Genomic DNA, 21242 nt, shown 5'->3' with positions numbered 1-21242 from the left:
CATCTCCAGCCTAGCTTAGTGGTGCTCGTGCGCCTTGTGCGTTGTTCCTTCAGCCGTTTTTACTTCCGTGGCTTTAGGTTCTAAGTTCATCCCACATTTAGGACAAGTATCACCTTGAGTGCCTGTGACTTCGGGGTGCATAGGGCAAATATAGGTTTGAGCTTGCTGCTGTGGGTTGGCGTTGTTGTGGTGATGCTCATGGGGTGTTGCCGTAGCAAACACGCTGGTGCTGGTCATTAAAAATGCCACTAAGGCAAGATTAGTTAAGGTTTTCATATTGTTCACTCCATCGGATTGGTCGCCGAATATGAGTGCATAAACGCTGCTGAGCTTATCCCTCGGTATTCAAAACGAAAGGACAATCGATGCAATAAAGTGCATACGGGCTCAGTACTCGGTTTTTGCTTAACTCTGGGTGCTTAATATATAGGCGCACCACAATAAACGGCGAAATAAATAATTAGCTTTGTTAGCCCTGAAAGGGCACGGCGAGGCTAGGCTATCGGAGGCTTGAGGGCCGAAGATAACGAGATAGAGTGGAAATGAGGCATAGGAGTGGCCATTGCGGTATCGGTCATGCTCACACTTGGCCAAAGATGTGGGCTAAATAGAGTGCCAGCCACCGAGATCGTCAGACAATGACCACAATCATTTGAACATGATGTGGCGCCATCACAGCAATGCTGCTTCGCGCCGGGAAGCTTTTTATCGTTACAGCAATCCGTGTCGGCCATTGAATGGGAGTCAGCAGGGGTCTCTGTGTTCATTTGCATCATTGCCGCATGATCCATCCCTTGGGTGGAATCATGATGCGCCATCGCGCTCATATCCTGCGGTATCGCACTCATATCCATAGTGTGCGGCACCATGGCGTGACCATTAGACACGACACTTTGCCCGACGAGTGCGAGTAAAGTGAAGATGACTAAAAAGTAACGACCGAGTGTTTGATGCATAAGTATTCCAAATAATGAACGGCTCGATTCTAGCATAGAGTCATTATGCTGCAATGAGTTAACTCACATTTCAGTGAACAATAAGGCCTCATCTTTATATCAATGAAATACCGATTGATTATCAATGGATAACACCTTTGTTGACATGGGTTTTGGCTAGTGCAGTATCAAAGCTTCAACAAAGGGCGAAGTCGGTCACAATTTCACATTGTGAAAATAACTCTGCAAAAATATAGGTTTGTTTTTGCAAATAGTCGATAACTTGCGATTATGTGCTGATTGCATTAGCTTTAGTTGAAGTGCATAAATGCTTCGATATTGGCTGCTTTTGAGCAATTATTGCCCTGATAGTTAGAGCTAGGTCTCATTTTGCGCTTTTAAGTTTAATTTAATCGACAAATTTAGGCTTAGAATCAAATTTCTAATAAGTGAAATAGCATAAACTGAACTTATAAAAACTAATTTTGGCAATTTTTGGAGATAGAGTAATGAACTGGCGTGCACTATTTAAACCTAGCGCAAAATATTCAATCCTGGCGCTACTAGTCGTCGGTATTGTTATCGGTGTTGTGGGCTACTTTGCAACCCAAACAACCTTACATGCGACAAGCTCTGACGCATTCTGTATGAGCTGCCACAGCCAGCATTCATTGAAAGATGAAGTTATGGCCTCTGCCCATGGTAATAACCGTGCTGGTATCGTAGTTCAGTGTCAGCAATGTCATATTGCACAGGAACCATTCCAATACCTGAAGAAAAAGATCATCGTTTCTAAAGACGTGATTGGCTTCTTAACGATCGATGGCTTTAACACTCAAGCTTGGTTAGATGAAAACCGTAAAGAACAAGCTGAATTGGCTCGTGATTATTTACGTGCTATCGATTCTTCAACCTGCCAAAACTGCCATAACCGTATTTATGAAAACCAATCAGAAAATATGAGCAAAATGGCCGTGAGAATGCACAGCAATAACTTCAAGAAAGCCCCAGAAGACAGAAAAACCTGTATTGACTGTCATAAAGGTATCGCTCACCCCTATCCAAAGGGATAAGGTTTAGCGATTAACTCAGGTTATTGTTAGCCAATTGATTAATAAAGTATAAAGCCCTCGACAGAGGGCTTTTTGTTGTCTCGAAAACCGAAATTTTACCACTCTGTGCTGTTGATGAGTTTCACTCGGCGGGAAAGCGCACTCAGGGCAATGAAGTGCACCATTTGACTTGGGGCCGCACAGGCATCCGCTATAACACTGACTGCATAAGCCTCTGCCGATTTAGAGATAGCGGTATGGGTGACGCAATTTTGCGTCATGATCCCACATAGCAGCACGTCAGTAATGTGTTGCTCCCGTAAGATATCGGCGAGTGGAGTGCTATCAAAACTATCGGCAAAATGTTTAGTGATGATAGGTGCATCAGGTGCCGCCTTGAGCAGTGCCGGATGGATCTCAACGCCTAAGGTGCCTGGGTTAAAAAACGGAGCGTCACCTTGGCTATTGTCAGCCAAGTGCTGCACTAAGATCACTGGAATAGACTGCTGCTTAGCCTTTTCAACACAAAGCAATGTTTGTGCTAACGCCTCATCTACCTGCCATTGGGGATAGGCTCCATTCGCGAAATAGTCATTCTGCACATCGATGACAATTAGCGCCGTTTGCTTCGTAGAGTTGTTGGTCGTCATGGGTTCTCTCCTATAAACAATGTCGGTGAAATAAATTCGTAATGGCGGTAGTTTGCGTTAGATTAAGCAACATTAAGAGTGGCAGAAATGACATCTTTGGTGCCTAAAATGACAAATCCAATCACCTTCTCTACATTAAAAGTGGCCATTCTTGCGCTACCCGGTTGTTTAACTTCTGCAGTGTTTGGTTTAGATGAGATGCTGCAATTGGCGAATAAGTTTATGCAAGACAAGGTCAAAGAGTCGCAGAACTTGCAGCGCTTTGATGTGAAACAGTTGGCCATTACTGAGATTGGGGCCGCTCAAAACTATGGGCTGGTGATAATACCGCCGAGTATCGATACGCAGTTTTACCTCGGTGACAATCCAGAGCTACAGGCGTGGCTGAAACGTCAGCATGGCCAAGGTGCCATTATTTGTTCTGCCTGCGCGGGTGCATTTATTTTGGCCGCGGCGGGTTTGCTTGACCATAGACGGGCGACGACACATTGGGGATTGGTGAACGAGTTTAAACATCAACACCCCAGAGTAAAACTCGATATCGATAAAATCATGGTTAACGATGGCGACATTATTACCGCAGCGGGCATGATGTCGTGGGTGGACTTGGGGCTAGAGTTAGTGGCACAGTTTTGCCATGTCAGCATAATGCGCCAGTTAGGGAAGCATTTGGTTATCGATACTGGTAGCCGTGAACAGCGCTATTATCAGCAGTTTTTACCTAAACGAGACCATGGCGATCAGCCGATCCTTAATATACAGAACCGATTACAGACAGACTATGGCCAGTCGATCAGCGTGGTAGGGCTTGCGCAGGAGGCTTGTATGGGAGAGCGGACACTACTGCGCCGGTTTGTGAAAGCGACAGGGCTCAAGCCAAATGAATACCTACAAAAACTTCGTATTCAAAAGGCATGTGATCTGCTCGAAAGTACATCACTTAGCTTTGATGTTATCGCCCGTAGTGTGGGCTATGAAGATGTCAGCGCCTGTCGTAAGGCGTTTACTCGGATAACAGGACTTAGCCCAAGCGCCTTCAAAAAAAGGTTTATTTAGCTTGTTTGCCCGTCGTTTTGCCTCTCGTTGGCTGCCATCACCCGTTGCCGATAAGCTAACAGGCTAAAAATGCCGAAGATAAACACCTGCAGATAATCCTGCTTAGCTAATGGCAGCAAGGTTTTAAACAGCATGTGAAAGATAGCGACTTGAAAGCAATGCATCATGCAGGTAATGGCAAACAGAATATTCAAAATAATCGCTACCTTGCCTTCAAATGGTATCGCCAAATTGTAGGCCATCATCAGCCAAGCGATCAGGGTAATGGCTTTGCCTAAGTTAATCAGCAAGGGCATGGTTTTCATCTTCGATAGGTTCGGCGGTATTTTCGGGTTGATATTGATATAGACGATAGCTCACTTGGCCAGCGGTCTTCTCTTTTAAGGCTTTCCAGCTAGATGGAATAGTCAGCGTGGTTAATTCAGACTCTATTTCGACATAGATCAGCGCGCCATTATTGAGCCAAGCTTGGCTATCTAGCAGTTGAATCGTCTGTTTAGCCAATCCTTTACGAAATGGCGGGTCGATAAACACCACATCGAAACCTTGATCGCAGCCCCTTTGCAGTACCACTAAGGTATCGGCATTGAGCACTTCGGCCTTATCGCATTTAAGGGTGTTTAGATTATCTTTCAATTGCAGGGCGGCGGAGCGTTGTAATTCGATAATCTTGGCATAGGCGGCGTAGCGAGACAGGGCCTCGAGGGCTAAGGCGCCGCTACCAGCGAAACAGTCGAGCACCCGGGCATTGACTATATCGTTGGCGAGCCAGTTAAACAGGGTTTCACGTACTCTGTCTGTCGTCGGGCGCAAACCATCAAGATCATGAATTGGTAGACGACGCGAACGCCATTGCCCTGCGATAATCCGCACTTGGCCAGTCCCCATTTTGGTTTTAGCCGCTGGATTTTTGCTCGCCTGTTGCTTGGCTGCACTCTGATTGCTCGCTCGGTTCTTAATCAAAGCTCCCCCGTGATTTTGCCTGAAGAAAGAAAGTGGTAGACTATGCCACCTTAATAAAGGCCACTATTTTATATCAAAGTCCCACTAAAAGGTGAGATGGCTTAACAAGCTTAGTTAATTGCCGACTTTTTGGACGTAATTGCTAAGGCAATCTGGTATAACGTCAGGGTCTTATTTTACATTCAACACTGAAGTAGAGCGCTGGGATCACACATGGCAAAGAAAGGTTTTTTCTCTTGGTTTCGTAAAGATAAATCGCAGGATGAGGTCGGTGCTGAAACTCCAGTTGTTACTCCAACACAAGACACTGCGCCTCTAGCGGCAGAACAATTAGCCGCCGAGCAGGCTCAAGCTAAGGCTGAGGCCGAACGCTTCGCTCAAGAACAAGCACAAATCGAAGCCCAGCGTTTAGCCGAGCAACAGGCCGAAGTGGCACGTCTTGCGGCAGAACAATTAGCCGCCGAGCAAGCTCAAGCTAAGGCTGAGGCCGAACGCTTCGCCCAGGAACAAGCACAAATCGAAGCCCAGCGTTTAGCCGAGCAACAGGCCGAATCTGCACGTCTTGCGGCAGAAGAATTAGCGGCAGAGCAAGCTCAAGCTAAGGCTGAGGCCGCACGCTTCGCTCAGGAGCAAGCACAAATCGAGGCCCAGCGTTTAGCCGAGCAACGGGCCGAATCTGCACGTCTTGCGGCAGAAGAATTAGCAGCCGAACAAGCACAAGCACAAGCTAAGGCTGAGTCAGATATCCCCGCCGCTGAGGTTCAGCCGGAACCACAGGCAAGGCCAGTGAAAGAAGGCTTATTTGCCCGCCTTAAACGTGGTTTGATGCGTACCAGCGAAAATATCGGCAGTGGTTTTATCGGCCTATTTCGCGGCAAGAAAATCGATGACGATCTATTTGAAGAACTCGAAGAACAGTTGTTAATCGCCGATGTTGGCGTCGAAACGACTACGCGTTTGATCAAAAACTTGACTGAGCATGCGTCACGCAAACAGCTAAAAGATGCCGAGGCACTATACGAATTACTGCGGGATGAATTGCAAAAAACACTCGATCCCGTTGCTATCCCTCTAGTGCCTGAAAATGCGAGTGGCCCCTTTGTGATCCTGATGGTAGGTGTCAACGGTGTGGGGAAAACCACCACTATCGGTAAGTTGGCCAAACAGTATCAAGCCCAGGGCAAGTCGGTGATGTTGGCAGCGGGCGATACCTTCCGCGCTGCGGCGGTTGAACAATTACAGGTTTGGGGTCAACGTAATAATATTCCCGTGGTGGCCCAGCATACGGGAGCCGACAGCGCTTCGGTACTCTTCGATGCGTTGCAAGCCGCTAAAGCACGTAAGATAGATGTATTGATCGCCGATACCGCGGGCCGCCTGCAAAACAAATCCCACCTGATGGAAGAATTAAAGAAAGTTGTGCGGGTGATGAAGAAACTCGACCCAGAGGCACCCCATGAGGTGATGTTGACCCTAGATGCCAGCACAGGTCAAAACGCCATTAGCCAAGCGCAATTATTCCAAGAAGCCGTTGGTGTTACAGGTTTGACTATTAGTAAGTTAGATGGCACCGCTAAGGGCGGCGTAGTGTTTGCCATCGCGGACAAATTTAAAATACCGATCCGCTATATTGGTGTCGGCGAGCAAATTGATGATCTACGTACATTTAATTCGAAAGAATTTATCGATGCCCTCTTCACACAAGAAAAAGCGGATAGCTAAGTTATGATTGATTTTCAGCAGGTGAGTAAGATTTATCCTGGCGGCCAAATGGCGCTGGAAGATGTGAATTTTCACCTGCAGCAAGGTGAGATGGCATTTTTAACCGGCCATTCGGGCGCGGGTAAGAGTACGCTGTTGAAATTGATCACCGTTATCGAACGGGCGACGACGGGGCGGGTTGCCATTAACGGCCATGATATTGCTAAAATCAGTGCTAAGCACGTGCCCTATCTAAGACGCAATATTGGCATGATCTTCCAAAGCCACCATTTATTGATGGACCGCAGTGTATTCGATAATGTCGCCTTGCCATTAGTGATTGAAGGTTTTTCCCACGGTGAGATCCGCAAACGGGTTGCGGGTGCGCTCGATATGGTGGGTTTATATGGTAAAGAACGCCATAACCCCATTATGTTATCTGGAGGGGAGCAGCAGCGTGTGGGCATCGCTCGTGCGATTGTAAACAAACCGCCCTTGCTACTCGCCGACGAACCCACGGGTAACTTAGACCCTAAATTGTCGATGGATATTTTGCGCCTGTTTGAAACCTTCAACGATGCAGGCACCAGCGTGCTGATTGCGACCCACGATTTGGGGCTGATTGCGCGAATGAAATATCGCACTTTTACCTTAAAACAAGGCCGCATGATAGGCTCCCAAGAACTACATCAAGGCGTGCACACTAGGCCCGCAGCGCCGAGGGAGGGTCTATGAGTGACAATGCTAAGCTAACCCGCAGCAAATTACCCATTTCGGGCCGAATCGTGATGTTCTTTATTCGCCATGTACAGCAGGCGATGGCGAGTATGGGAGAATTATGGCGTAATCCCGTTTCATCCGTGATGACCATGGCCGTATTGGGTGTCAGTTTAAGTTTGCCGGCTGCATTGCAGGTCTTAGTCAAAAATGCCGAGACTATTACCAGTTCGTGGAACAGCGCCGCTGAAATTTCATTATTTATCGATGAAAATCGTAGCGACCAGACTATCCAGAGCCTGCTGACACGCATTCGCACCTATGCCGAAGTGGATAAAGTGCAATATATCGACCGTAACCAAGCCCTAGAGGAATTTCAGCGTTTATCAGGTTTTGGTGAAGCCTTGGCTTACCTCGATAAAAATCCATTACCTGCGGTGATCACTGTAACACCGACACCAAGATACTCTACGCCCGTAGGTGCCCGCGAACTATTGACTAAGTTAGAGCGCGAGCCTGAGATTAGCTTTGGCCGCTTGGATATTGAATGGCTTGAGCGTTTGCAGGCAGTGGTGCGCTTATTGGAACGCACTGTAATGGCTATTGCCGCATTATTGGTTTTGGCAGTGGTGTTGGTGATTGGCAACACCATTCGACTCGCGATTATGAACCGCCGCACCGAGATAGAGGTGATGAAATTAGTGGGCGCAACAGAATCTTTTATCCAGCGTCCCTTTCTTTATACTGGGATTTGGTATGGGGTGATAGGCGGCATATTGGCTTGGATTATCATTAACTTGCTCGTTTGGTATCTCGACTCCGCCCTTGCCGAGCTATTGGGGCTGTACGGTAGTCAGTTTGAAATGAAGTCACTGACTTTTATGGAACTGCTACAATTAGTCGGCCTAGCCTCTTTTTTGGGTTGGCTGGGTTCTTATCTATCCGTAAGACAACATCTAAGGGCGATAGAGCCCTCTTAGATATCAGACGGTTAAGCTAAAAATAATGCAATAAAATCCGCAGCCGATGAACTTTTGTTCACTTGCAATGTCTATTCATCGGGGTTAAAAGTAACCCCCTAGACGAGTGAAGGTTGACATACTCTGTCAATTAGCCGATAGTTCGTCAGCTCATTTTAGCGGTGGTTTAGCATCACTCTGGAATGTAATCGACTTATATTTGATAAGTAATTAGTAAGAAAGTAGGAGCGCGAATGACCTTTCAAACGCAATCAATGGCACTGACAGTCCCACAGGGCAGTAGTAGTCTAGAAGCTTATATCCATTCAGTGACTAGCATTAGCATGCTGGACGCTGAGGCTGAGTATGAGTTAGCCAAGCGTTTGCAGGAAACGGGTGATCTGCAAGCAGCAAAGCAACTGATTATGTCGCACTTACGCTTTGTCGTGCACGTTGCTAAGGGCTACTCAGGTTACGGTCTGCCACAGGCGGATTTGATCCAAGAAGGCAACATTGGTCTGATGAAGGCGGTAAAACGCTTCGATCCCGATGTTGGCGTACGTCTAGTATCCTTTGCGGTGCATTGGATTAAAGCCGAAATACATGAATATGTGCTAAAAAACTGGCGCATTGTGAAAGTCGCAACCACCAAAGCACAGCGCAAACTGTTCTTTAATATCCGTAAAGCAAAAACACGCTTAGGTTGGTTTAGCGATGAAGAAGTCACTATGGTGGCTCAAAATCTAGGGGTCTCTAAGGCCGACGTGACCGAAATGGAATCACGTATGGCGGCGCAAGATCCTGCATTTGACCTGACCAATGATAACGATGATGAACAGGACTTCGCGCCAGTGCATTATCTCGAAGATCATTCGTCGGACTTAGCCGAAAATATCGAAAACGATAATTGGGAATCCAATGCCCAAGGTCGTTTATTATCGGCCATCAAAACCTTAGACGAACGTAGCCAGCACATACTTCGTGCCCGTTGGTTAGATGACGATAAAACCACACTGCAGGAATTGGCAGAGACTTACCAAGTGTCGGCTGAGCGTATTCGCCAACTTGAAAAAAATGCCATGAACAAGCTAAAAGCTTGTATGGAAGCCTAACTTGCATCTCACTTTAATCTAAAGTGAGTTAGCCATAAAAAAACCTGCTACGGCAGGTTTTTTTATGGGTCAAATTGGGTTTATATGCGCAATTAGGGCTTTTCTGCTCACCTTAAGCCCTGTTTGTTCGGCATCTTCAGGCCAAGGGTAATACTGCCTCGGCCTTTTAAAACGGGCGATTTTGTCGGCGAGAAAGGATTCTAGCTCAGCGGTTTTTGTAACTATATCATGGGTTATGCTGCCACGAATAATGGCGGCGGGTAGGTTGCCAAAGATGGGATCGGGTTGTGCAAAGACGATAGCATCATCAATTTCTGGATGCTGTTTCAGTGCCGCTTCGATTTCTTCTGGTTGGATATTTTCACCGCCGCTGATAAACATATTGTCGATGCGGCCGAGGATGTGCAGATTGCCATTTTCATCCCATTCGCCCCTGTCTTTGGTATAAAACCAGCCTTCGGGGTCAACACTCCTTTCTATGCCGCTGGCTGTGAGGTAACCCATAAACAGGCATTCGCCGCGTACCCAAATAACCCCATCTGTAATTTTCAGTTCACGATTGGGGAGTAATTTGCCACTGCTACCGTCATTTAAAGCGGGGCCTGTGGTGATCTGCGAGCCCATTTCCGTCATGCCGTAACTTGTGTAGCTGGCAATGTTACGTTGCTTGAGTTGTTCGAGTAAGTCTATCGAGACTGCGCCGCCACCGAGCAATAGGGCTTTGATACTGTTAAGTTGGCTGTTCGCATCGGCTAATAACTTGCTCAGCTGTGCTGGTACCAAAGACATGTGGGTCAGTTTATCTTGGTCAATCTGCTGACTAAGGCTGAGCGTTTGATCTGGCATCACGACACAGGCGCCAACTAAGGCGCAGCGATTCAGGATCGCAAGGCCGCCGATATGGAATAAAGGCAGTGAGAGCAGCCAAGCGTCGCCCTGTTCGAGTGGAATTAAGCTGCGGGCGCCTTCGGCATTGGCAATATGGTTGGCTAAACAATGCACCGCCGCCTTTGGAAAGCCGCTAGAGCCTGAAGTTAAAATTACATTGGCAGGGCGGTTAATATCAAAGGGTTTAGCTTGATGATGGCGAGTTGTCGTTTGGCTAAGCTCATTAATATTAAGGATTAACTCATGGGCATTTACCAGTTTTACGTTCTGCTCGCTCCAATAATACGGGATCTTGTGGGTATCGATTAAGCCTTGAACCTGAGCGATGGGGAAGCGCGGCGAGATGGGAAAAAAGATTGCTCCGATATCGACACAGGCCCAATAGAGGCAAATCATGGTCAGGTTATTGGTCGAGATGCATGCCACTGCATCGCCCTCGTCAATACCAACGGCGGTCAAGTGTTCACTCTGGGCGATAATGTGTTGGCTTAGGGTGTGGTAGTTGATATCCAGCCCGGCAAGCTTAATGGCGGTTTGCTGTGGAAAGTCAATCGCAGCCTGGTGAACCGCGGAGATCGCGTTTGATTTAGGGGCATGGACAAATGACACGTTAGGCTTCCTGTGTAGTTGCAAACTCACTATGGCTTTCCATTACTATTGTGTATCAATGGCTTACATTATCAATATCGGATTTAGCAATGAGTTCAAGCTGCGCCAGTGTGAGGCAGTGTTTTTTGCCCGAGGATACCAACAAATCTTGGCTAAAGGCGCTTAAGGTATCTAACCCCGGAATTTCTTCGGGGGTTAGCATTGCCGCTAACAGCGCGAGATCCTGAATACCTAAACTGCTCTCAAGGCTTGAACTTAAGATGCAACGCACGCCATAGCTTTGCGCCGTATCGATTAAATCGGCGAGTTTTTCTATGGTGCCGAGCAGCATAGGTTTGATCACGAGCGCAGCTAGGCCACTTTGCATCGCAAACCGGTAATCGGGATCGTTGAGGGATTCATCTAGGGCGTAGGGCATACCAATCGCTTGATAAAACGGCAGGTTATCCTGCGGATTTTGGCAAGGTTCCTCAATGTATTCTATGGCATCTAGGGGTAAGCTTGCGGCAAAGGTGATGGCTTGCTCTAAGGTAAAGCCACGATTGGCATCTAGACGCAGTTTAAGATCGGGCCGAGTGCTTAATATTCCATAAATCAGACGCAATTCATCTTCGATGGAGGTCTGGGCGACTTTGACTTTCACCGCATGTATGTCCATTCCAAGGGCGGCGATCTTGCTATCGAGTAAGTCTTTGCCCGCATCCGTTGGGTGATAAATCAAAGGGACTAGGGCAGTCTGTGGACGGATAGCGTCGAGTTTGCCCATTAACTTGGCATGTAACAGACTTAAACCAAAGGCGACTGATGGGTAGGGGCTATTGTCGGCGCATTCCAGCAGGGCATCGATAGGTTGGCCACAGAGTTGGGGTAATAACTCAGTTAACGCCGTTTGCACTTGGGCTAGGGTTTCGCGGCTAAATCCCATTAAGGCTTGTTGGTCGATATCGATGCCAGAGAGTGGCGCGATTTCAACTTCGACTTGCCTGTGTTCCCCCTCGACACTGGCGCTTGCCTGTAATACTAATCCGGCTCTATGGTCGATGCGTTGCTTACCCACGGGCAGTAAGACATCGAGTGGTAGTCGATATTGATATAGGCTAAGTGAAGTTAAGATCATATATTTCCTAGAATTAAATTCAGGTATTTACCCTAGCAGCTTAAGTATTGTTGAGGTTAATGCCTCGGGAGCGGCTTGGTGTATGTTGTGTCCGGCGCCGTTAATGCTGTGGACGAGAATAGGCGCGTGCAATTGCCACTCTTGGGCGAGGGCGTGGAACTTGGCATCTTGACTGCCCGCAAAGAAATGGCATTCACAGGCAAGTTGCGAAGGCACATCCCACAGAGAGGATTGGCGTGCGAGTGAGGTGGCTAAGAATACTTCTTTAAGCATCTGTTTAGGATGCAGATCTAACATGGCTGCGCGTTTCTCGACCACTGTTTTACGTTTGGCTGCGGTCATATCGGTAAACACGGGTTGTTGATACCATAAATTTAAAAAATCTATGCTACTGAGCTTGAGTAAACGCTCGGCCCACAGGGCATCATTTTTGGCTCGTGCGGTTTTTTCCTGCGGATCTTTAAGCCCTGGATGGCAGGACTCAAGCAGTAAACTCAGTAATCCTTGGGGATGAGCCTTCGCAAGGTGCAAAGCAATGCGGCCACCGAGGGAATAACCATAGAGGTGGAACTGACTAATGTTAAGCCTATCGAGCCTAGCGATAATATCTTGGACACAAAAATCGAAACCGTCCTCCATTTCTGGCGCGGGCAGACTAGGTTGATTATCCCCATGGCCCACAAGATCTAGGCAGACACAATGGAAGTGCTGGCTGAGCTTAGGCATTAACGGTAACCAATCGGCCTTAGTGCCTAAAAAGCCGTGGAGCAACACTAAGGTCGGCAGGGTTGTTTCACCGTAACGGGCTAAGGTCGGCATTAGCTTTGTTTCACCCACAGGTTGAGCGCAGCAATTTGGTCGCTGGCTTGGGTTTGACTCACACTGACTTCAATGATCGAAGCGCCTTGAAAATCCAGTGCTTCATTATAGCTATCCTGAAAATCCGCCAGATTATCCACTTGATTATAGGGAAGGTTAAACATCGCCGCCGCATAACCAAATTCTAAGCCGTGGCTTAAGCGGTAATAATCACTGCGCACTTGCTCGTTGGGCACGGGCAAGAGATTAAAAATATTGCCGCCATCATTATTGAGGATAACGATCACCAGCGGGCTGGTTAGGCTCTTGGCGATAGCCAGCGAATTAAGATCGTGTAATTGTGACAAGTCACCAATGATTAAACTGGTTGGCTTACCCTCGTGGGCGGCAATACCGCAGGCCGTTGCGAGTAGGCCGTCTATGCCAGAGGCGCCGCGATTGGTAAAAGTAGTGGCAGTGCAACAGCTAATAGGCGCATACATATCATATAACCGCACCGGCAGGCTGTTGCCGATAAAAAGCTGTTGCTCCAACGGACGACTGTTGGCGATGGCGCGCACCACCTGGGCTTCACCAAACTCCCCTTGGTCGATATTGCGTACAAATAAATTATGCAATTCATCGTTATAGGTGATTAACGTATTCGCCCAGTTTGCCGAGGAAGAGCGATACCAATTCAATGCAGCAAATTGCGCCGCATTGGCGTGCCAAATATGTTTCGCATTGTGGCTCGGATCTAGCCTGTCTTGTTCGGGCAAAACTTGCCAGTAACTGTGCCAATTTTGCTCGGCGAGGTAGCTAATCAAGCGCTTAGACAGTAAGCGGCCGCCGAATACCAGTACGCGATCCGCTTCCTGTAATAAATTGCGCGCCTTAGGGTGTTGCAGCAATTGGTCGATATTACCTATTACAGCGGGATGTTGGCGCAGTTGTGATTGTGCATCGGTTAGCAAAGGCCAACCAATTTTTTGCGATAGGGCAATGAGTTGCTGTGGATCTTGCTCTGGCGTGAGAGTACCAGCGATGATCACTCCCTTACCGTGGACAAAACGCATAATGGCATCATCACTCGGGCTACTGACTTGGCTGCATTTACCATATTGAGTGTAAGGACGCGCCAGTTGTAGCCAAGTGTGTAATGGCCTGAGATAGGGCGAGTCAGCATCGAGAATGGCCGCATTTAACTCACTTGGGTACAAAGGCTCGCGGTACATGCAGTTAAAGTGCACTGGGCGAGTTTGATTAGCGACGGCTTCATCCACAGTCGTTAATAGGGCCTGTGGCGCAATATGGGCATCTGGTGTGGGCAAATTCACTTGCTTGGCGTAATTGGCGAAAATACCGGGTTGGACTATAGCCTGATTGGCCCCGCAATCCAGTAATTCGGGTGGACGATCGCCACTTAAGACGATTAAAGGCACATGGGTCAGCCAAGCTTCAACAATCGCGGGATACAGGTTTGCCACCGCAGTGCCTGAGGTGGTAATGATGGCGACAGGGGCACGGCTGGCCTTTGCCAGACCTAAAGCCATAAAGCCGAGTCCACGTTCATCGAAATGTAAATGGCGTTTAAGCTTGGTTTGGTTTGCCGCCGCTAGGGTTAACGGTGTTGAGCGCGAGCCGGGCGCCATGCAGACATGTTGCACCCCTAGCCGTGCCAGTTCCTCAAGAATAAGTGCGCCCCAAATAAGATTGAGAGTGGCGGTATTTTCGGTTCGCATAGCTAAATCTATCAGGATAAAGATGGGCTTAGTGTAACGCGTTTATGCCCTAAGATGTATGCCCGGGTTAACAAATCTCAGGCACATAGGATGGGAGGTGGAGCCTAAGCTAAGGCAGGGGATGCCTGTCACCTCGAGTGTAAAGGGTCGCGATAATCTAAGTTTTAGCTAGATGATGTTATCGACAATTTTCTTAATTTGCCCAGTTAACCACGCCAGATCATCATTGTTTTTGTTGGGCAGGTTCTTTTGGACGAGGAAAATAGTCGGCACCTCTGTGCTGGCGTATAAGCGTTCTGCCTCGAGTTGCGACAATTGGCAGGTGTGCAATTCAGGTATGTCACTCACCATTTCGTAAATAACCCTATAGGGCAATAGGGATATCGTTTGGCTTTCCCCTAGGTATTCAAACAAACTTGAAATACTGGTAATGGTAATTTCAGTATTGAGTTTTATACCATTATTGATACAAAACTCTTGGTATGGACTGAGATTGGTGCTTGGGTTGCCAAAATCGGTATTCACGTAGGGATATTCAGCAATGGTCTCTAGGGTAATTTCCCGTTTAAAAATTGGGTGATTACGACTAGCGATAAGATAAACCTTATCCATTTGGTGCAAAGTGGTCGTCTGCAGTTTATCGCCAAAGGCGGCAACGTCGGCGGTGCTCTTGTTACAGCAAATACCTAAGGTGGTATCGCCATTGATAATGTCCTGGGTGGTATGCATTGACCAAGGTGTAATGTTGATATGCATCTGTTTTTGTTCTTCTTTAATCGCCTGCATCAGGGCTTTAGGGAAGGCGTAGGCGATTAATCCCGGTGCGGCAATTTCAACATGGGTTTTTACATGGCTGGTATTAGCGGCGTGTGCTTTTTGAAATTTATCGGTGCACTGAATGGTCTCTTTGGCAATAGGATATAAATGAGTTGCAAACTCATTTGGGAATAAGCCATATTTGCGCCGAATAAATAATTCATCACCAAAAACTTCTCGCAGATTTTTAAGGCTACGACTTATTTTGGGAGCTGGGATATCAAGCGCCTTAGATACATAGGTTGCAGATTTGTTTTCATATAATGAAACAAGTATTTTTAAACTCAAAATATCGAGGCAATCCATGTTGCTAATATGCATTTTTTATATTCCTTAATATTGAATGAATACGATAATTTGCAACTAAGTATAGTGTCAAATAACAAATGGAATGTGAATCATATCCCAAGTTTAGGATCTTATATTCATCAGGGCTTAATCGAGTGTCGCAATTCTATTTTTTATATTTTAAAAATTGTTTTTTCAGACAATTTGAAATTTCAATTTTTAATATTTAGCTATGTTAATTTCATTCTGTGGATTAACTAATATCAATATGTGAATTTAAGATTTGCGTTAAGTAGTAATGTGTGGCACGTCTTAACTTGTTGTTTATGTTTAAATTGCTATTTGCAAGTGTGATGTAAATCAAAAAAACAAAAGTGATTACCGATAATACTGAAGTTGCTTTAAAGGAGATAACAAAAATATAAATTAGTTTTTGGAGGCGTATATGAATACTTCAGTCATTCTCAGCTATGCGTTTATGTACTTCGTACTATTCGTTGCTGTACCTTTCGTGTTTGTTATGTTTGTCATGACTTGCATTAAGTTTTTTAGAGCAGATCCTGATGAGGCACATCATGAAATGAAACTTAAACCAGTGTTATTTGATAAACAAAGTTTCAACTTTTTTAAATCACTAAAAACCGTAGTCGAAGGCAAATACGATGTTTGTTGTAATGTCCCATTAGACACTGTATTTGACATGGACCAGCATGATGCTGATTTAAACCATGAATGTAGACTCGACTATGTGTTGATCGACCATGACTCATCAGAAGTGAAAATGGTGATCAGTGATTTTGGTAAGGAGACCAACTCTCCACTGAAGAAACTGTTTAGCAAATTCAATATTGGCTTTATTGAAATGAATCAGCATAAACAGTGGGATCCTCAAAGTCTAAAGCAAGCGTTAGCCGTCTGAACGTGACCGTCGGGTTCGGAGAATTCCGAACCCTGACTCTCCCCTCTACTTTCCCCCGATAGACAAATGTGAGGACTTCCTATGTCTACAAGACAATGGCTGTGGTCGTTACGCTTAGGTCTTGCAGCATTACTATTGAGTTTTGCCGCAACGAGTGCTGAGCCAGCCAATCAAATCAACAGTGATGCTTGTATGAAGTGTCATAAGCGTAACGGTCAAATGTTAGGGCATCACGGCCAAGATGCGATGAAAATGACCTGTTCCAGCTGCCATGGAGAAAAGGGTGACCACCCTAAAAAACCGAATGACCTTGTGGTCTTTGGTGCACAAGATGGGTCAGATCTCTCTGTACAGCTTAGAGTATGTCAAAAATGCCATACCAAGAAAAAACTCAGTGATGCAGATTGGACACATAATGTACACGCTAAAAAGGTGCCCTGTGCTGCCTGCCATAAACTACATAGTCCAACTGAACCTATGGCCGATATGACGCCGAAAGTTCGCAGTGAGCTGTGCCGCAATTGCCATACAGGCCAGCAGGAGTAAGGTTATGGAAAATTCAAAAAGAAGATTTCTCAAAGGTACTTGTGCCTTATTTGCTGGCGCTTCTGGTGCAACACTGTTCTCGTCAGTGAATGCCACCGGTGAAGTGAAGGCTGAGCCAAGTGTGAAATACGCACTCATCCACGATGAAACTAAGTGTATTGGTTGCCAAGCCTGTGAGGTGGCATGCCGGGAAACTAATCATGTGCCAGAGGGCGTTTCACGGCTCAAGATAGAGCAAACTGGTCCCTATGGTGAATACCCAGATCAGTATTATCATTTCAGCCGTACATCCTGCCAACACTGTGAAGATGCGCCCTGCGTTAATGTGTGTCCGACCGGTGCTGCCTTTATCGATAAGGAAACGGGGATTGTCTCGGTGGATGCATGGAAATGTGTCGGTTGCCAATATTGTATTGCGGCCTGTCCATACAAAGTTCGCTTTATCAATCCTGTTACCCATGCTGCGGATAAGTGTGACTTCTGCCGTGAGACCAATCTCGCCCAGGGTAAACAACCCGCCTGCGTAGCAGCCTGTCCAACAAAGGCATTAGTGTTCGGCAATCTTAAAGATCCGACCTCTGAGGTGGTGCAAGTGCTTAAGGCCAATCCGACCCAACGCGCTAAGGTTGATCTCGGCACTCGGCCTAAGTTATTCCGAATCGTGGCTAAATCAGGGGAGGTGGCAATATGAGCGCCCTACATTTTGATACCTTAGTCTGGCATTGGCCGATTGCGATTTACCTGTTTTTAGCAGGTGCATCCGCGGGTGCCATGTTCTTTGCGGTATTACTCAAACATTTTGTGCTTAAACATAATGCCTATCAGTCGGGTTTTGTGCAGGCAGCCTGTATTGTTGCCCCCGTGGCCGTGATGGCAGGGCTTGGCATTCTCGTGCTGGATTTGACTAAGCCATTCGATTTCTGGAAGATTTTGGTGTTTTATAATCCAACGTCTGTGATGTCGATGGGTGTGCTTATTCTACTTATTTACCAAGTGTTTATGTTTATGTGGATCGGTCTTATTTTCCGCAAACCTATCGATGCTTGGTGTGAGAATCGCTTCCCAATAGTGCTTAAGCTAACGGCGTTTTTAGCCCGCTTTGAGGCAACCATAACAGGCTTATTGGTGATCTTCTCCCTCGCACTAGGGGCGTATACGGGATTCCTGTTATCGGCTCTTCCTGGTTACCCAATGCTGAAAAACCCTGTGTTGCCACTGCTGTTTTTAACATCGGGACTGTCTTCGGGGGCGGCATCATCCCTACTGGGCGGTGTGCTACTCAATGGCAACCCCAACGCTAAGGAGGTCCACTTTATCCATAAAGTAGAAATCCCGCTGATTTTGGTAGAAATAGTGCTGATTTTCACCTTCTTTATGGGGTTAGTACTATCCGGCGGTCAAAGTAAACTGGCTACCTTCAATGCCATAGGATACGGCTTCTGGGGCTGGATATTCTGGATAGGCATAGTGGGTCTTGGTTTGTCTGGGCCGCTTGCGATGAACTTGTTTATGACGGCAACCTCGAAACGTAAATGGGCCTATGTGGCGGGAACTGCGTGCTTGAGTCTGATAGGTGTTTTACTTTTACGGAACTTTATCCTCTACACCGGCCAGATGACGGTCGCCTAAAAAAAGAGGAAAAGTGTTTACAAGCAAATGAATACGAGTGTGTAGGATATCGGTGGATAGTGAAAAGCAGTGTCTAAGGAAACGCTGTGAGATAGCACTCCCAATAGCACTGGCTGAGTTATTGAGGGTTGATTATCTTGTCACTGTCCGCTGTAACAGGGAGGTCGCTGGGAAAGGAGGCCATATTTGACACTTAGGTATTTTGCCCTGCCTCCACAAGGGCCTCGCCACCTTTATTCCTTAGGGGTGGCGTTTCTTGTTTGGGGGCGACTCGATTTAGCTTTATTCCCCTAAATTATTGATCCACTCGCTCATCACCACATGGGTTTTTATCTTGATGATATCCGTATGGGTATCGATATATTCCCGGATCTCGTGCAAACGGCGCATAGAAGGCGCGTGGACATAGACGAGTAAATCCATCTCCCCAGAAATCCCACGGCAAGTGATCACCTCTGGAATGGCCTGAAATACGGGCACTACATCGGCGCAACGCGGGCATTGGTGCTGGATCTCAAAATAAGCCGACACTCCCTCTTTTTGAGATTCACTGAGTAATACTTGGTAGCCCCGTATCACCCCCGTTTGCTCTAGTTTTTTTATCCGCTCGGCAACGGCGCTGCGGGACAAATTGACTTGTTCGGCAATGCGCGACACGCTCTGGCGTGCATCTTGACGTAAGCTGTTAATAATCGCGGTATCGAACTTATCCAAGTTGGGCTCCTAGGGTGGCGAGGGCGTAGGTTAACATCTTAAAATCCATAGGGTTATAAAGTCAGTGTATTGGCTAATTCCGTGGAGTTTTTAGGCGTTGCCGTCAATATGACGGAAATATGCTAATTATCCGGCATTTTGCCTGTATTGAATGCCAAGAACGCTGAAAATGACGGCAGATTGTGGCGCAAAATTTCACTATACTGACGGCTCAAAAACCACAGAATATTAGCAGATGAATCCAAATAGCGGAACAATAGGTCGTTGGCAAGGTGCGGGCTTAATGGCCACCACTTTGCTGGGCACTGGGGTGTTTATTTTACCGCAGATGACTATCGAGAAGGCTCACTCGGGGGCGCTTGTCGCATGGTTGTTGCTGACCTTAGCCATCATTCCCGTCGCCCTAGTGTTTGGGCGCTTAGCCAGTGTATTCCCCCACGCCGCTGGGCCTGCCTACTTTGTCGAAAAAGCCTTTGGCCGCACCGCGGGTCGTACCATAGGGTTAATTTTTTTACTGGTGGTTCCTATGGGGGCTCCAGCCGCCATTTTGATGACATTTCAATTTGTTAATGCGCTTATCCCCCTCGAAGGCTGGTCCCAGGTCGGTGCCGAAATCCTAGTGATACTAGGGCTGTTTCTGCTTAATCTTCGCGGGATCCAAGTGTCGGCTAAGCTGCAGTTTGCCTTAACTCTCTGTATTGTTACCGTGGTGGTAGTATTGTTTGGCGCGAGCAGTTTCCAGCAGGGACTACTCACCTCCATTACCCGCCATGGCATGCCAGAAATGCCAACTGTGATGATTGCTGCGGGTATCGCTTTTTGGAGTTTTCTCGGCATCGAAGCCATTACACACCTTGCCGATGATTTTCGTCGCCCGCAGCAGGATATGATCCCCGCTATGATGATGGGCACTGTACTAGTGGGGGTGATTTATGTCGCTTGTACATTACTACTCTTGCTCGTGCCGACCGAGAAGAGTGTCGCCATGATCGGCGTATTCGATGCGTTATTAGGAGGATACGGCGCCCAAGTGATAGGTGTTTTAGGTATTGCGAGCGGTCTGGCGACAGTTAACGTCTATGCGGCAAGTGCGGCACGCTTGGTCTGGAGCTTTAGCCGTGAAGGCATTTTACCCCGCTGTTTTGCCGTTAAAAATGCCCATGGAGTGCCGATTAGGGCCCTAGCGGCATTACTGAGTGTAATGGCGAGCGTGATAGTGCTGACCTATCTGACGGGGCAGGAATTAGAACATTTGATCGCTTGGAGCAATGGGGTTTTTGTGATCATCTATTTAATGGCGATGCTAGCCGCGGCAAAATTATTACCAAGGCAGAATTTGCCATTAGTTGTGCTGGGGTGTGGTTTTTGTTTAGCTTTGGGTATCGCCCTCGGCGCGAGTATGGCCTATGTGTTTGTGCTGATATTGCTGGTGGCCCCTTTCCTCTGGTGGCAGAAGAGCCATCTTAGCCGTAAACAAAGCTTAGTTATGCCCGAATAGACTGAACTATAAAGAACATAAATAGCCCAGTATTGCGTTTTATACTGGGCTTTTGGGTGGTAGCTCTGACTGGCGCGATGCTGCTATTGCCTGATTACGCATTTGGATTAGCTCGCTGTGTTTGAGGTATAGCAAATCTGCAGTGCGACGAATGATTTGGTCTTCGTAGTGGGACAACTGCCCATCGGCATAGGCCAGTTGCCACATGGCGAGTAAAAGTTGTTGTTTTTGCTCTAGGCTAAATTCGGTATTAATCGCATTAGTAAATTCAAACAATGATGTTGCATTGCCTTGCACCCGCTTAGCTTCATCGATCAACGCCTTAGCATCCTGCTCTGTCATCGACAGTGTTTCGGTGAGCAGTTTTGGTAATAGCGCTGTCTCTTCAGGTGCTAAGGTCTCATCGGCAAACACCACTTCTAACAACATACTCGCCGCAGCTAGCTTCAGTTGATGAGCCTTGTCTTCGGGCGTTATCGCCTGAGTGTGTGATTGAATAAATCGTCTTAATTTCGCGATCATATTTGGCGGTT

At 47.0% G+C, this 21242-nt stretch carries 23 protein-coding genes; 11 read left to right on the top strand and 12 right to left on the bottom strand.

Annotated features, from left to right (window positions below; genetic code table 11):
* Nucleotides 1–15: 15 nt before the first annotated feature.
* Entirely contained in the window at nucleotides 16–276 is a 261-nt protein-coding gene (locus MJO46_RS12030) for a heavy metal-binding domain-containing protein (protein WP_011918347.1), read from the bottom strand.
* A 218-nt stretch (nucleotides 277–494) separates the two neighbouring features.
* Complete coding sequence (locus MJO46_RS12025; RefSeq protein WP_253989492.1) at nucleotides 495–956, bottom strand: hypothetical protein; 462 nt, start codon at nucleotides 954–956, stop codon at nucleotides 495–497.
* Between the two features lie 488 nt (nucleotides 957–1444).
* Between MJO46_RS12025 and MJO46_RS12020 the strand changes: the two genes are divergently transcribed.
* Nucleotides 1445–2008 carry a NapC/NirT family cytochrome c gene (locus tag MJO46_RS12020; RefSeq protein WP_253989491.1) on the top strand — a complete coding sequence of 188 codons (564 nt, stop codon included), beginning with the start codon at nucleotides 1445–1447 and terminating at the stop codon, nucleotides 2006–2008.
* A gap of 95 nt (nucleotides 2009–2103) precedes the next feature.
* On the opposite strand, the gene MJO46_RS12015 is transcribed toward MJO46_RS12020, so the two are convergent.
* Nucleotides 2104–2637 carry a cysteine hydrolase family protein gene (locus MJO46_RS12015; RefSeq protein ID WP_253989490.1) on the bottom strand — a complete coding sequence of 178 codons (534 nt, stop codon included), beginning with the start codon at nucleotides 2635–2637 and terminating at the stop codon, nucleotides 2104–2106.
* 108 nt (nucleotides 2638–2745) lie between these two features.
* On the opposite strand from MJO46_RS12015, the gene MJO46_RS12010 reads away from it, so the two are divergent.
* A complete protein-coding gene (locus tag MJO46_RS12010; RefSeq protein WP_253989489.1) occupies nucleotides 2746–3693 on the top strand; it encodes a GlxA family transcriptional regulator in 948 nt (315 codons plus the stop codon).
* On the opposite strand, the gene MJO46_RS12005 is transcribed toward MJO46_RS12010, so the two are convergent.
* On the bottom strand, nucleotides 3690–3998 hold the full coding sequence (locus tag MJO46_RS12005; protein WP_253989488.1) for a DUF1145 domain-containing protein: 309 nt from the start codon (nucleotides 3996–3998) through the stop codon (nucleotides 3690–3692). The two genes, MJO46_RS12010 and MJO46_RS12005, sit on opposite strands and share 4 nt — an antisense overlap.
* Nucleotides 3973–4581, bottom strand: a complete 609-nt coding sequence (gene rsmD, locus MJO46_RS12000) for a 16S rRNA (guanine(966)-N(2))-methyltransferase RsmD (RefSeq protein WP_253989539.1) — start codon at nucleotides 4579–4581, stop codon at nucleotides 3973–3975. The genes MJO46_RS12005 and rsmD overlap by 26 nt, the downstream gene beginning before the upstream one ends.
* 288 nt (nucleotides 4582–4869) lie before the next feature.
* On the opposite strand from rsmD, the gene ftsY reads away from it, so the two are divergent.
* The 4 genes from ftsY (at nucleotide 4870) to rpoH (ending at nucleotide 9145) form a co-directional block, all read left to right on the top strand.
* On the top strand, nucleotides 4870–6378 hold the full coding sequence (gene ftsY / locus MJO46_RS11995) for a signal recognition particle-docking protein FtsY (protein WP_253989487.1): 1509 nt from the start codon (nucleotides 4870–4872) through the stop codon (nucleotides 6376–6378).
* 3 nt (nucleotides 6379–6381) lie between these two features.
* Nucleotides 6382–7092, top strand: coding sequence for a cell division ATP-binding protein FtsE (ftsE, locus tag MJO46_RS11990; RefSeq protein ID WP_198781468.1), 711 nt, complete (start codon nucleotides 6382–6384; stop codon nucleotides 7090–7092).
* Nucleotides 7089–8054, top strand: coding sequence for a permease-like cell division protein FtsX (gene ftsX / locus MJO46_RS11985; protein WP_253989486.1), 966 nt, complete (start codon nucleotides 7089–7091; stop codon nucleotides 8052–8054). Before ftsE ends, ftsX begins: the two co-directional genes overlap by 4 nt.
* 233 nt (nucleotides 8055–8287) lie before the next feature.
* The gene (rpoH, locus tag MJO46_RS11980; RefSeq protein ID WP_198781466.1) at nucleotides 8288–9145 is read left to right on the top strand and encodes an RNA polymerase sigma factor RpoH; all 858 of its coding nucleotides are present in this window, start codon (nucleotides 8288–8290) and stop codon (nucleotides 9143–9145) included.
* A gap of 69 nt (nucleotides 9146–9214) precedes the next feature.
* Here rpoH and menE read toward each other — a convergent pair whose 3' ends face one another.
* From menE to MJO46_RS11955, 5 genes are all read right to left on the bottom strand, one after another.
* A complete protein-coding gene (menE, locus tag MJO46_RS11975) occupies nucleotides 9215–10642 on the bottom strand; it encodes an o-succinylbenzoate--CoA ligase (RefSeq protein WP_253989485.1) in 1428 nt (475 codons plus the stop codon).
* A gap of 55 nt (nucleotides 10643–10697) precedes the next feature.
* On the bottom strand, nucleotides 10698–11759 hold the full coding sequence (gene menC / locus MJO46_RS11970) for an o-succinylbenzoate synthase (protein ID WP_253989484.1): 1062 nt from the start codon (nucleotides 11757–11759) through the stop codon (nucleotides 10698–10700).
* Nucleotides 11760–11786: 27 nt separating this feature from the next.
* The gene (gene menH, locus MJO46_RS11965) at nucleotides 11787–12578 is read right to left on the bottom strand and encodes a 2-succinyl-6-hydroxy-2,4-cyclohexadiene-1-carboxylate synthase (RefSeq protein ID WP_253989483.1); all 792 of its coding nucleotides are present in this window, start codon (nucleotides 12576–12578) and stop codon (nucleotides 11787–11789) included.
* Nucleotides 12578–14299 carry a 2-succinyl-5-enolpyruvyl-6-hydroxy-3-cyclohexene-1-carboxylic-acid synthase gene (gene menD / locus MJO46_RS11960; protein WP_253989482.1) on the bottom strand — a complete coding sequence of 574 codons (1722 nt, stop codon included), beginning with the start codon at nucleotides 14297–14299 and terminating at the stop codon, nucleotides 12578–12580. The genes menH and menD overlap by 1 nt, the downstream gene beginning before the upstream one ends.
* 168 nt (nucleotides 14300–14467) lie before the next feature.
* Complete coding sequence (locus MJO46_RS11955; protein WP_198781451.1) at nucleotides 14468–15436, bottom strand: LysR family transcriptional regulator; 969 nt, start codon at nucleotides 15434–15436, stop codon at nucleotides 14468–14470.
* Between the two features lie 412 nt (nucleotides 15437–15848).
* Between MJO46_RS11955 and MJO46_RS11950 the strand changes: the two genes are divergently transcribed.
* From MJO46_RS11950 to nrfD, 4 genes are all read left to right on the top strand, one after another.
* Nucleotides 15849–16322: a hypothetical protein gene (locus MJO46_RS11950; RefSeq protein ID WP_198781450.1), complete on the top strand. Its 474-nt coding sequence runs from the start codon at nucleotides 15849–15851 to the stop codon at nucleotides 16320–16322.
* 81 nt (nucleotides 16323–16403) lie between these two features.
* Nucleotides 16404–16868, top strand: coding sequence for a nitrite reductase (locus MJO46_RS11945; RefSeq protein WP_253989481.1), 465 nt, complete (start codon nucleotides 16404–16406; stop codon nucleotides 16866–16868).
* 4 nt (nucleotides 16869–16872) lie between these two features.
* Entirely contained in the window at nucleotides 16873–17559 is a 687-nt protein-coding gene (locus tag MJO46_RS11940; RefSeq protein ID WP_253989480.1) for a 4Fe-4S dicluster domain-containing protein, read from the top strand.
* Nucleotides 17556–18497: a cytochrome c nitrite reductase subunit NrfD gene (gene nrfD / locus MJO46_RS11935; RefSeq protein WP_253989479.1), complete on the top strand. Its 942-nt coding sequence runs from the start codon at nucleotides 17556–17558 to the stop codon at nucleotides 18495–18497. Before MJO46_RS11940 ends, nrfD begins: the two co-directional genes overlap by 4 nt.
* Before the next feature lie 282 nt (nucleotides 18498–18779).
* On the opposite strand, the gene MJO46_RS11930 is transcribed toward nrfD, so the two are convergent.
* Entirely contained in the window at nucleotides 18780–19211 is a 432-nt protein-coding gene (locus MJO46_RS11930; RefSeq protein WP_198781446.1) for an Lrp/AsnC family transcriptional regulator, read from the bottom strand.
* A gap of 235 nt (nucleotides 19212–19446) precedes the next feature.
* Between MJO46_RS11930 and yjeH the strand changes: the two genes are divergently transcribed.
* Nucleotides 19447–20709 (top strand): L-methionine/branched-chain amino acid transporter, encoded by a 1263-nt coding sequence (yjeH, locus tag MJO46_RS11925; RefSeq protein WP_253989478.1) that lies wholly within the window; start codon nucleotides 19447–19449, stop codon nucleotides 20707–20709.
* 39 nt (nucleotides 20710–20748) lie between these two features.
* Here the strand turns inward: yjeH and MJO46_RS11920 are convergent, their stop codons facing one another.
* Nucleotides 20749–21231 (bottom strand): TerB family tellurite resistance protein, encoded by a 483-nt coding sequence (locus tag MJO46_RS11920; protein ID WP_253989477.1) that lies wholly within the window; start codon nucleotides 21229–21231, stop codon nucleotides 20749–20751.
* Between the last annotated feature and the right edge of the window lie 11 nt (nucleotides 21232–21242).

The sequence above is a fragment of the Shewanella sp. KJ2020 genome (assembly GCF_024197625.1).
Taxonomy (GTDB): Bacteria; Pseudomonadota; Gammaproteobacteria; order Enterobacterales; family Shewanellaceae; genus Shewanella.
Note: the sequence above shows the minus strand (reverse complement) of the source record. Positions and strands in the feature narration are given on the sequence as shown.

Excerpts from the sequence above, each read along its gene's own strand:
- MJO46_RS11945 (WP_253989481.1), top strand. The coding sequence starts at position 16,404 with ATGTCTACAAGACAATGGCTGTGGTCGTTACGCTTAGGTCTTGCAGCA.
- MJO46_RS12025 (WP_253989492.1), bottom strand. The coding sequence starts at position 956 with ATGCATCAAACACTCGGTCGTTACTTTTTAGTCATCTTCACTTTACTC.
- MJO46_RS12020 (WP_253989491.1), top strand. The coding sequence starts at position 1,445 with ATGAACTGGCGTGCACTATTTAAACCTAGCGCAAAATATTCAATCCTG.
- rsmD (WP_253989539.1), bottom strand. The coding sequence starts at position 4,581 with ATGGGGACTGGCCAAGTGCGGATTATCGCAGGGCAATGGCGTTCGCGT.
- nrfD (WP_253989479.1), top strand. The coding sequence starts at position 17,556 with ATGAGCGCCCTACATTTTGATACCTTAGTCTGGCATTGGCCGATTGCG.
- ftsX (WP_253989486.1), top strand. The coding sequence starts at position 7,089 with ATGAGTGACAATGCTAAGCTAACCCGCAGCAAATTACCCATTTCGGGC.
- MJO46_RS12015 (WP_253989490.1), bottom strand. The coding sequence starts at position 2,637 with ATGACGACCAACAACTCTACGAAGCAAACGGCGCTAATTGTCATCGAT.
- MJO46_RS11950 (WP_198781450.1), top strand. The coding sequence starts at position 15,849 with ATGAATACTTCAGTCATTCTCAGCTATGCGTTTATGTACTTCGTACTA.
- rpoH (WP_198781466.1), top strand. The coding sequence starts at position 8,288 with ATGACCTTTCAAACGCAATCAATGGCACTGACAGTCCCACAGGGCAGT.
- MJO46_RS11955 (WP_198781451.1), bottom strand. The coding sequence starts at position 15,436 with ATGCATATTAGCAACATGGATTGCCTCGATATTTTGAGTTTAAAAATA.
- MJO46_RS11920 (WP_253989477.1), bottom strand. The coding sequence starts at position 21,231 with ATGATCGCGAAATTAAGACGATTTATTCAATCACACACTCAGGCGATA.
- yjeH (WP_253989478.1), top strand. The coding sequence starts at position 19,447 with ATGAATCCAAATAGCGGAACAATAGGTCGTTGGCAAGGTGCGGGCTTA.
- MJO46_RS12005 (WP_253989488.1), bottom strand. The coding sequence starts at position 3,998 with ATGAAAACCATGCCCTTGCTGATTAACTTAGGCAAAGCCATTACCCTG.
- menH (WP_253989483.1), bottom strand. The coding sequence starts at position 12,578 with ATGCCGACCTTAGCCCGTTACGGTGAAACAACCCTGCCGACCTTAGTG.
- ftsY (WP_253989487.1), top strand. The coding sequence starts at position 4,870 with ATGGCAAAGAAAGGTTTTTTCTCTTGGTTTCGTAAAGATAAATCGCAG.
- MJO46_RS12010 (WP_253989489.1), top strand. The coding sequence starts at position 2,746 with ATGACAAATCCAATCACCTTCTCTACATTAAAAGTGGCCATTCTTGCG.
- ftsE (WP_198781468.1), top strand. The coding sequence starts at position 6,382 with ATGATTGATTTTCAGCAGGTGAGTAAGATTTATCCTGGCGGCCAAATG.
- menD (WP_253989482.1), bottom strand. The coding sequence starts at position 14,299 with ATGCGAACCGAAAATACCGCCACTCTCAATCTTATTTGGGGCGCACTT.
- menC (WP_253989484.1), bottom strand. The coding sequence starts at position 11,759 with ATGATCTTAACTTCACTTAGCCTATATCAATATCGACTACCACTCGAT.
- MJO46_RS12030 (WP_011918347.1), bottom strand. The coding sequence starts at position 276 with ATGAAAACCTTAACTAATCTTGCCTTAGTGGCATTTTTAATGACCAGC.
- MJO46_RS11940 (WP_253989480.1), top strand. The coding sequence starts at position 16,873 with ATGGAAAATTCAAAAAGAAGATTTCTCAAAGGTACTTGTGCCTTATTT.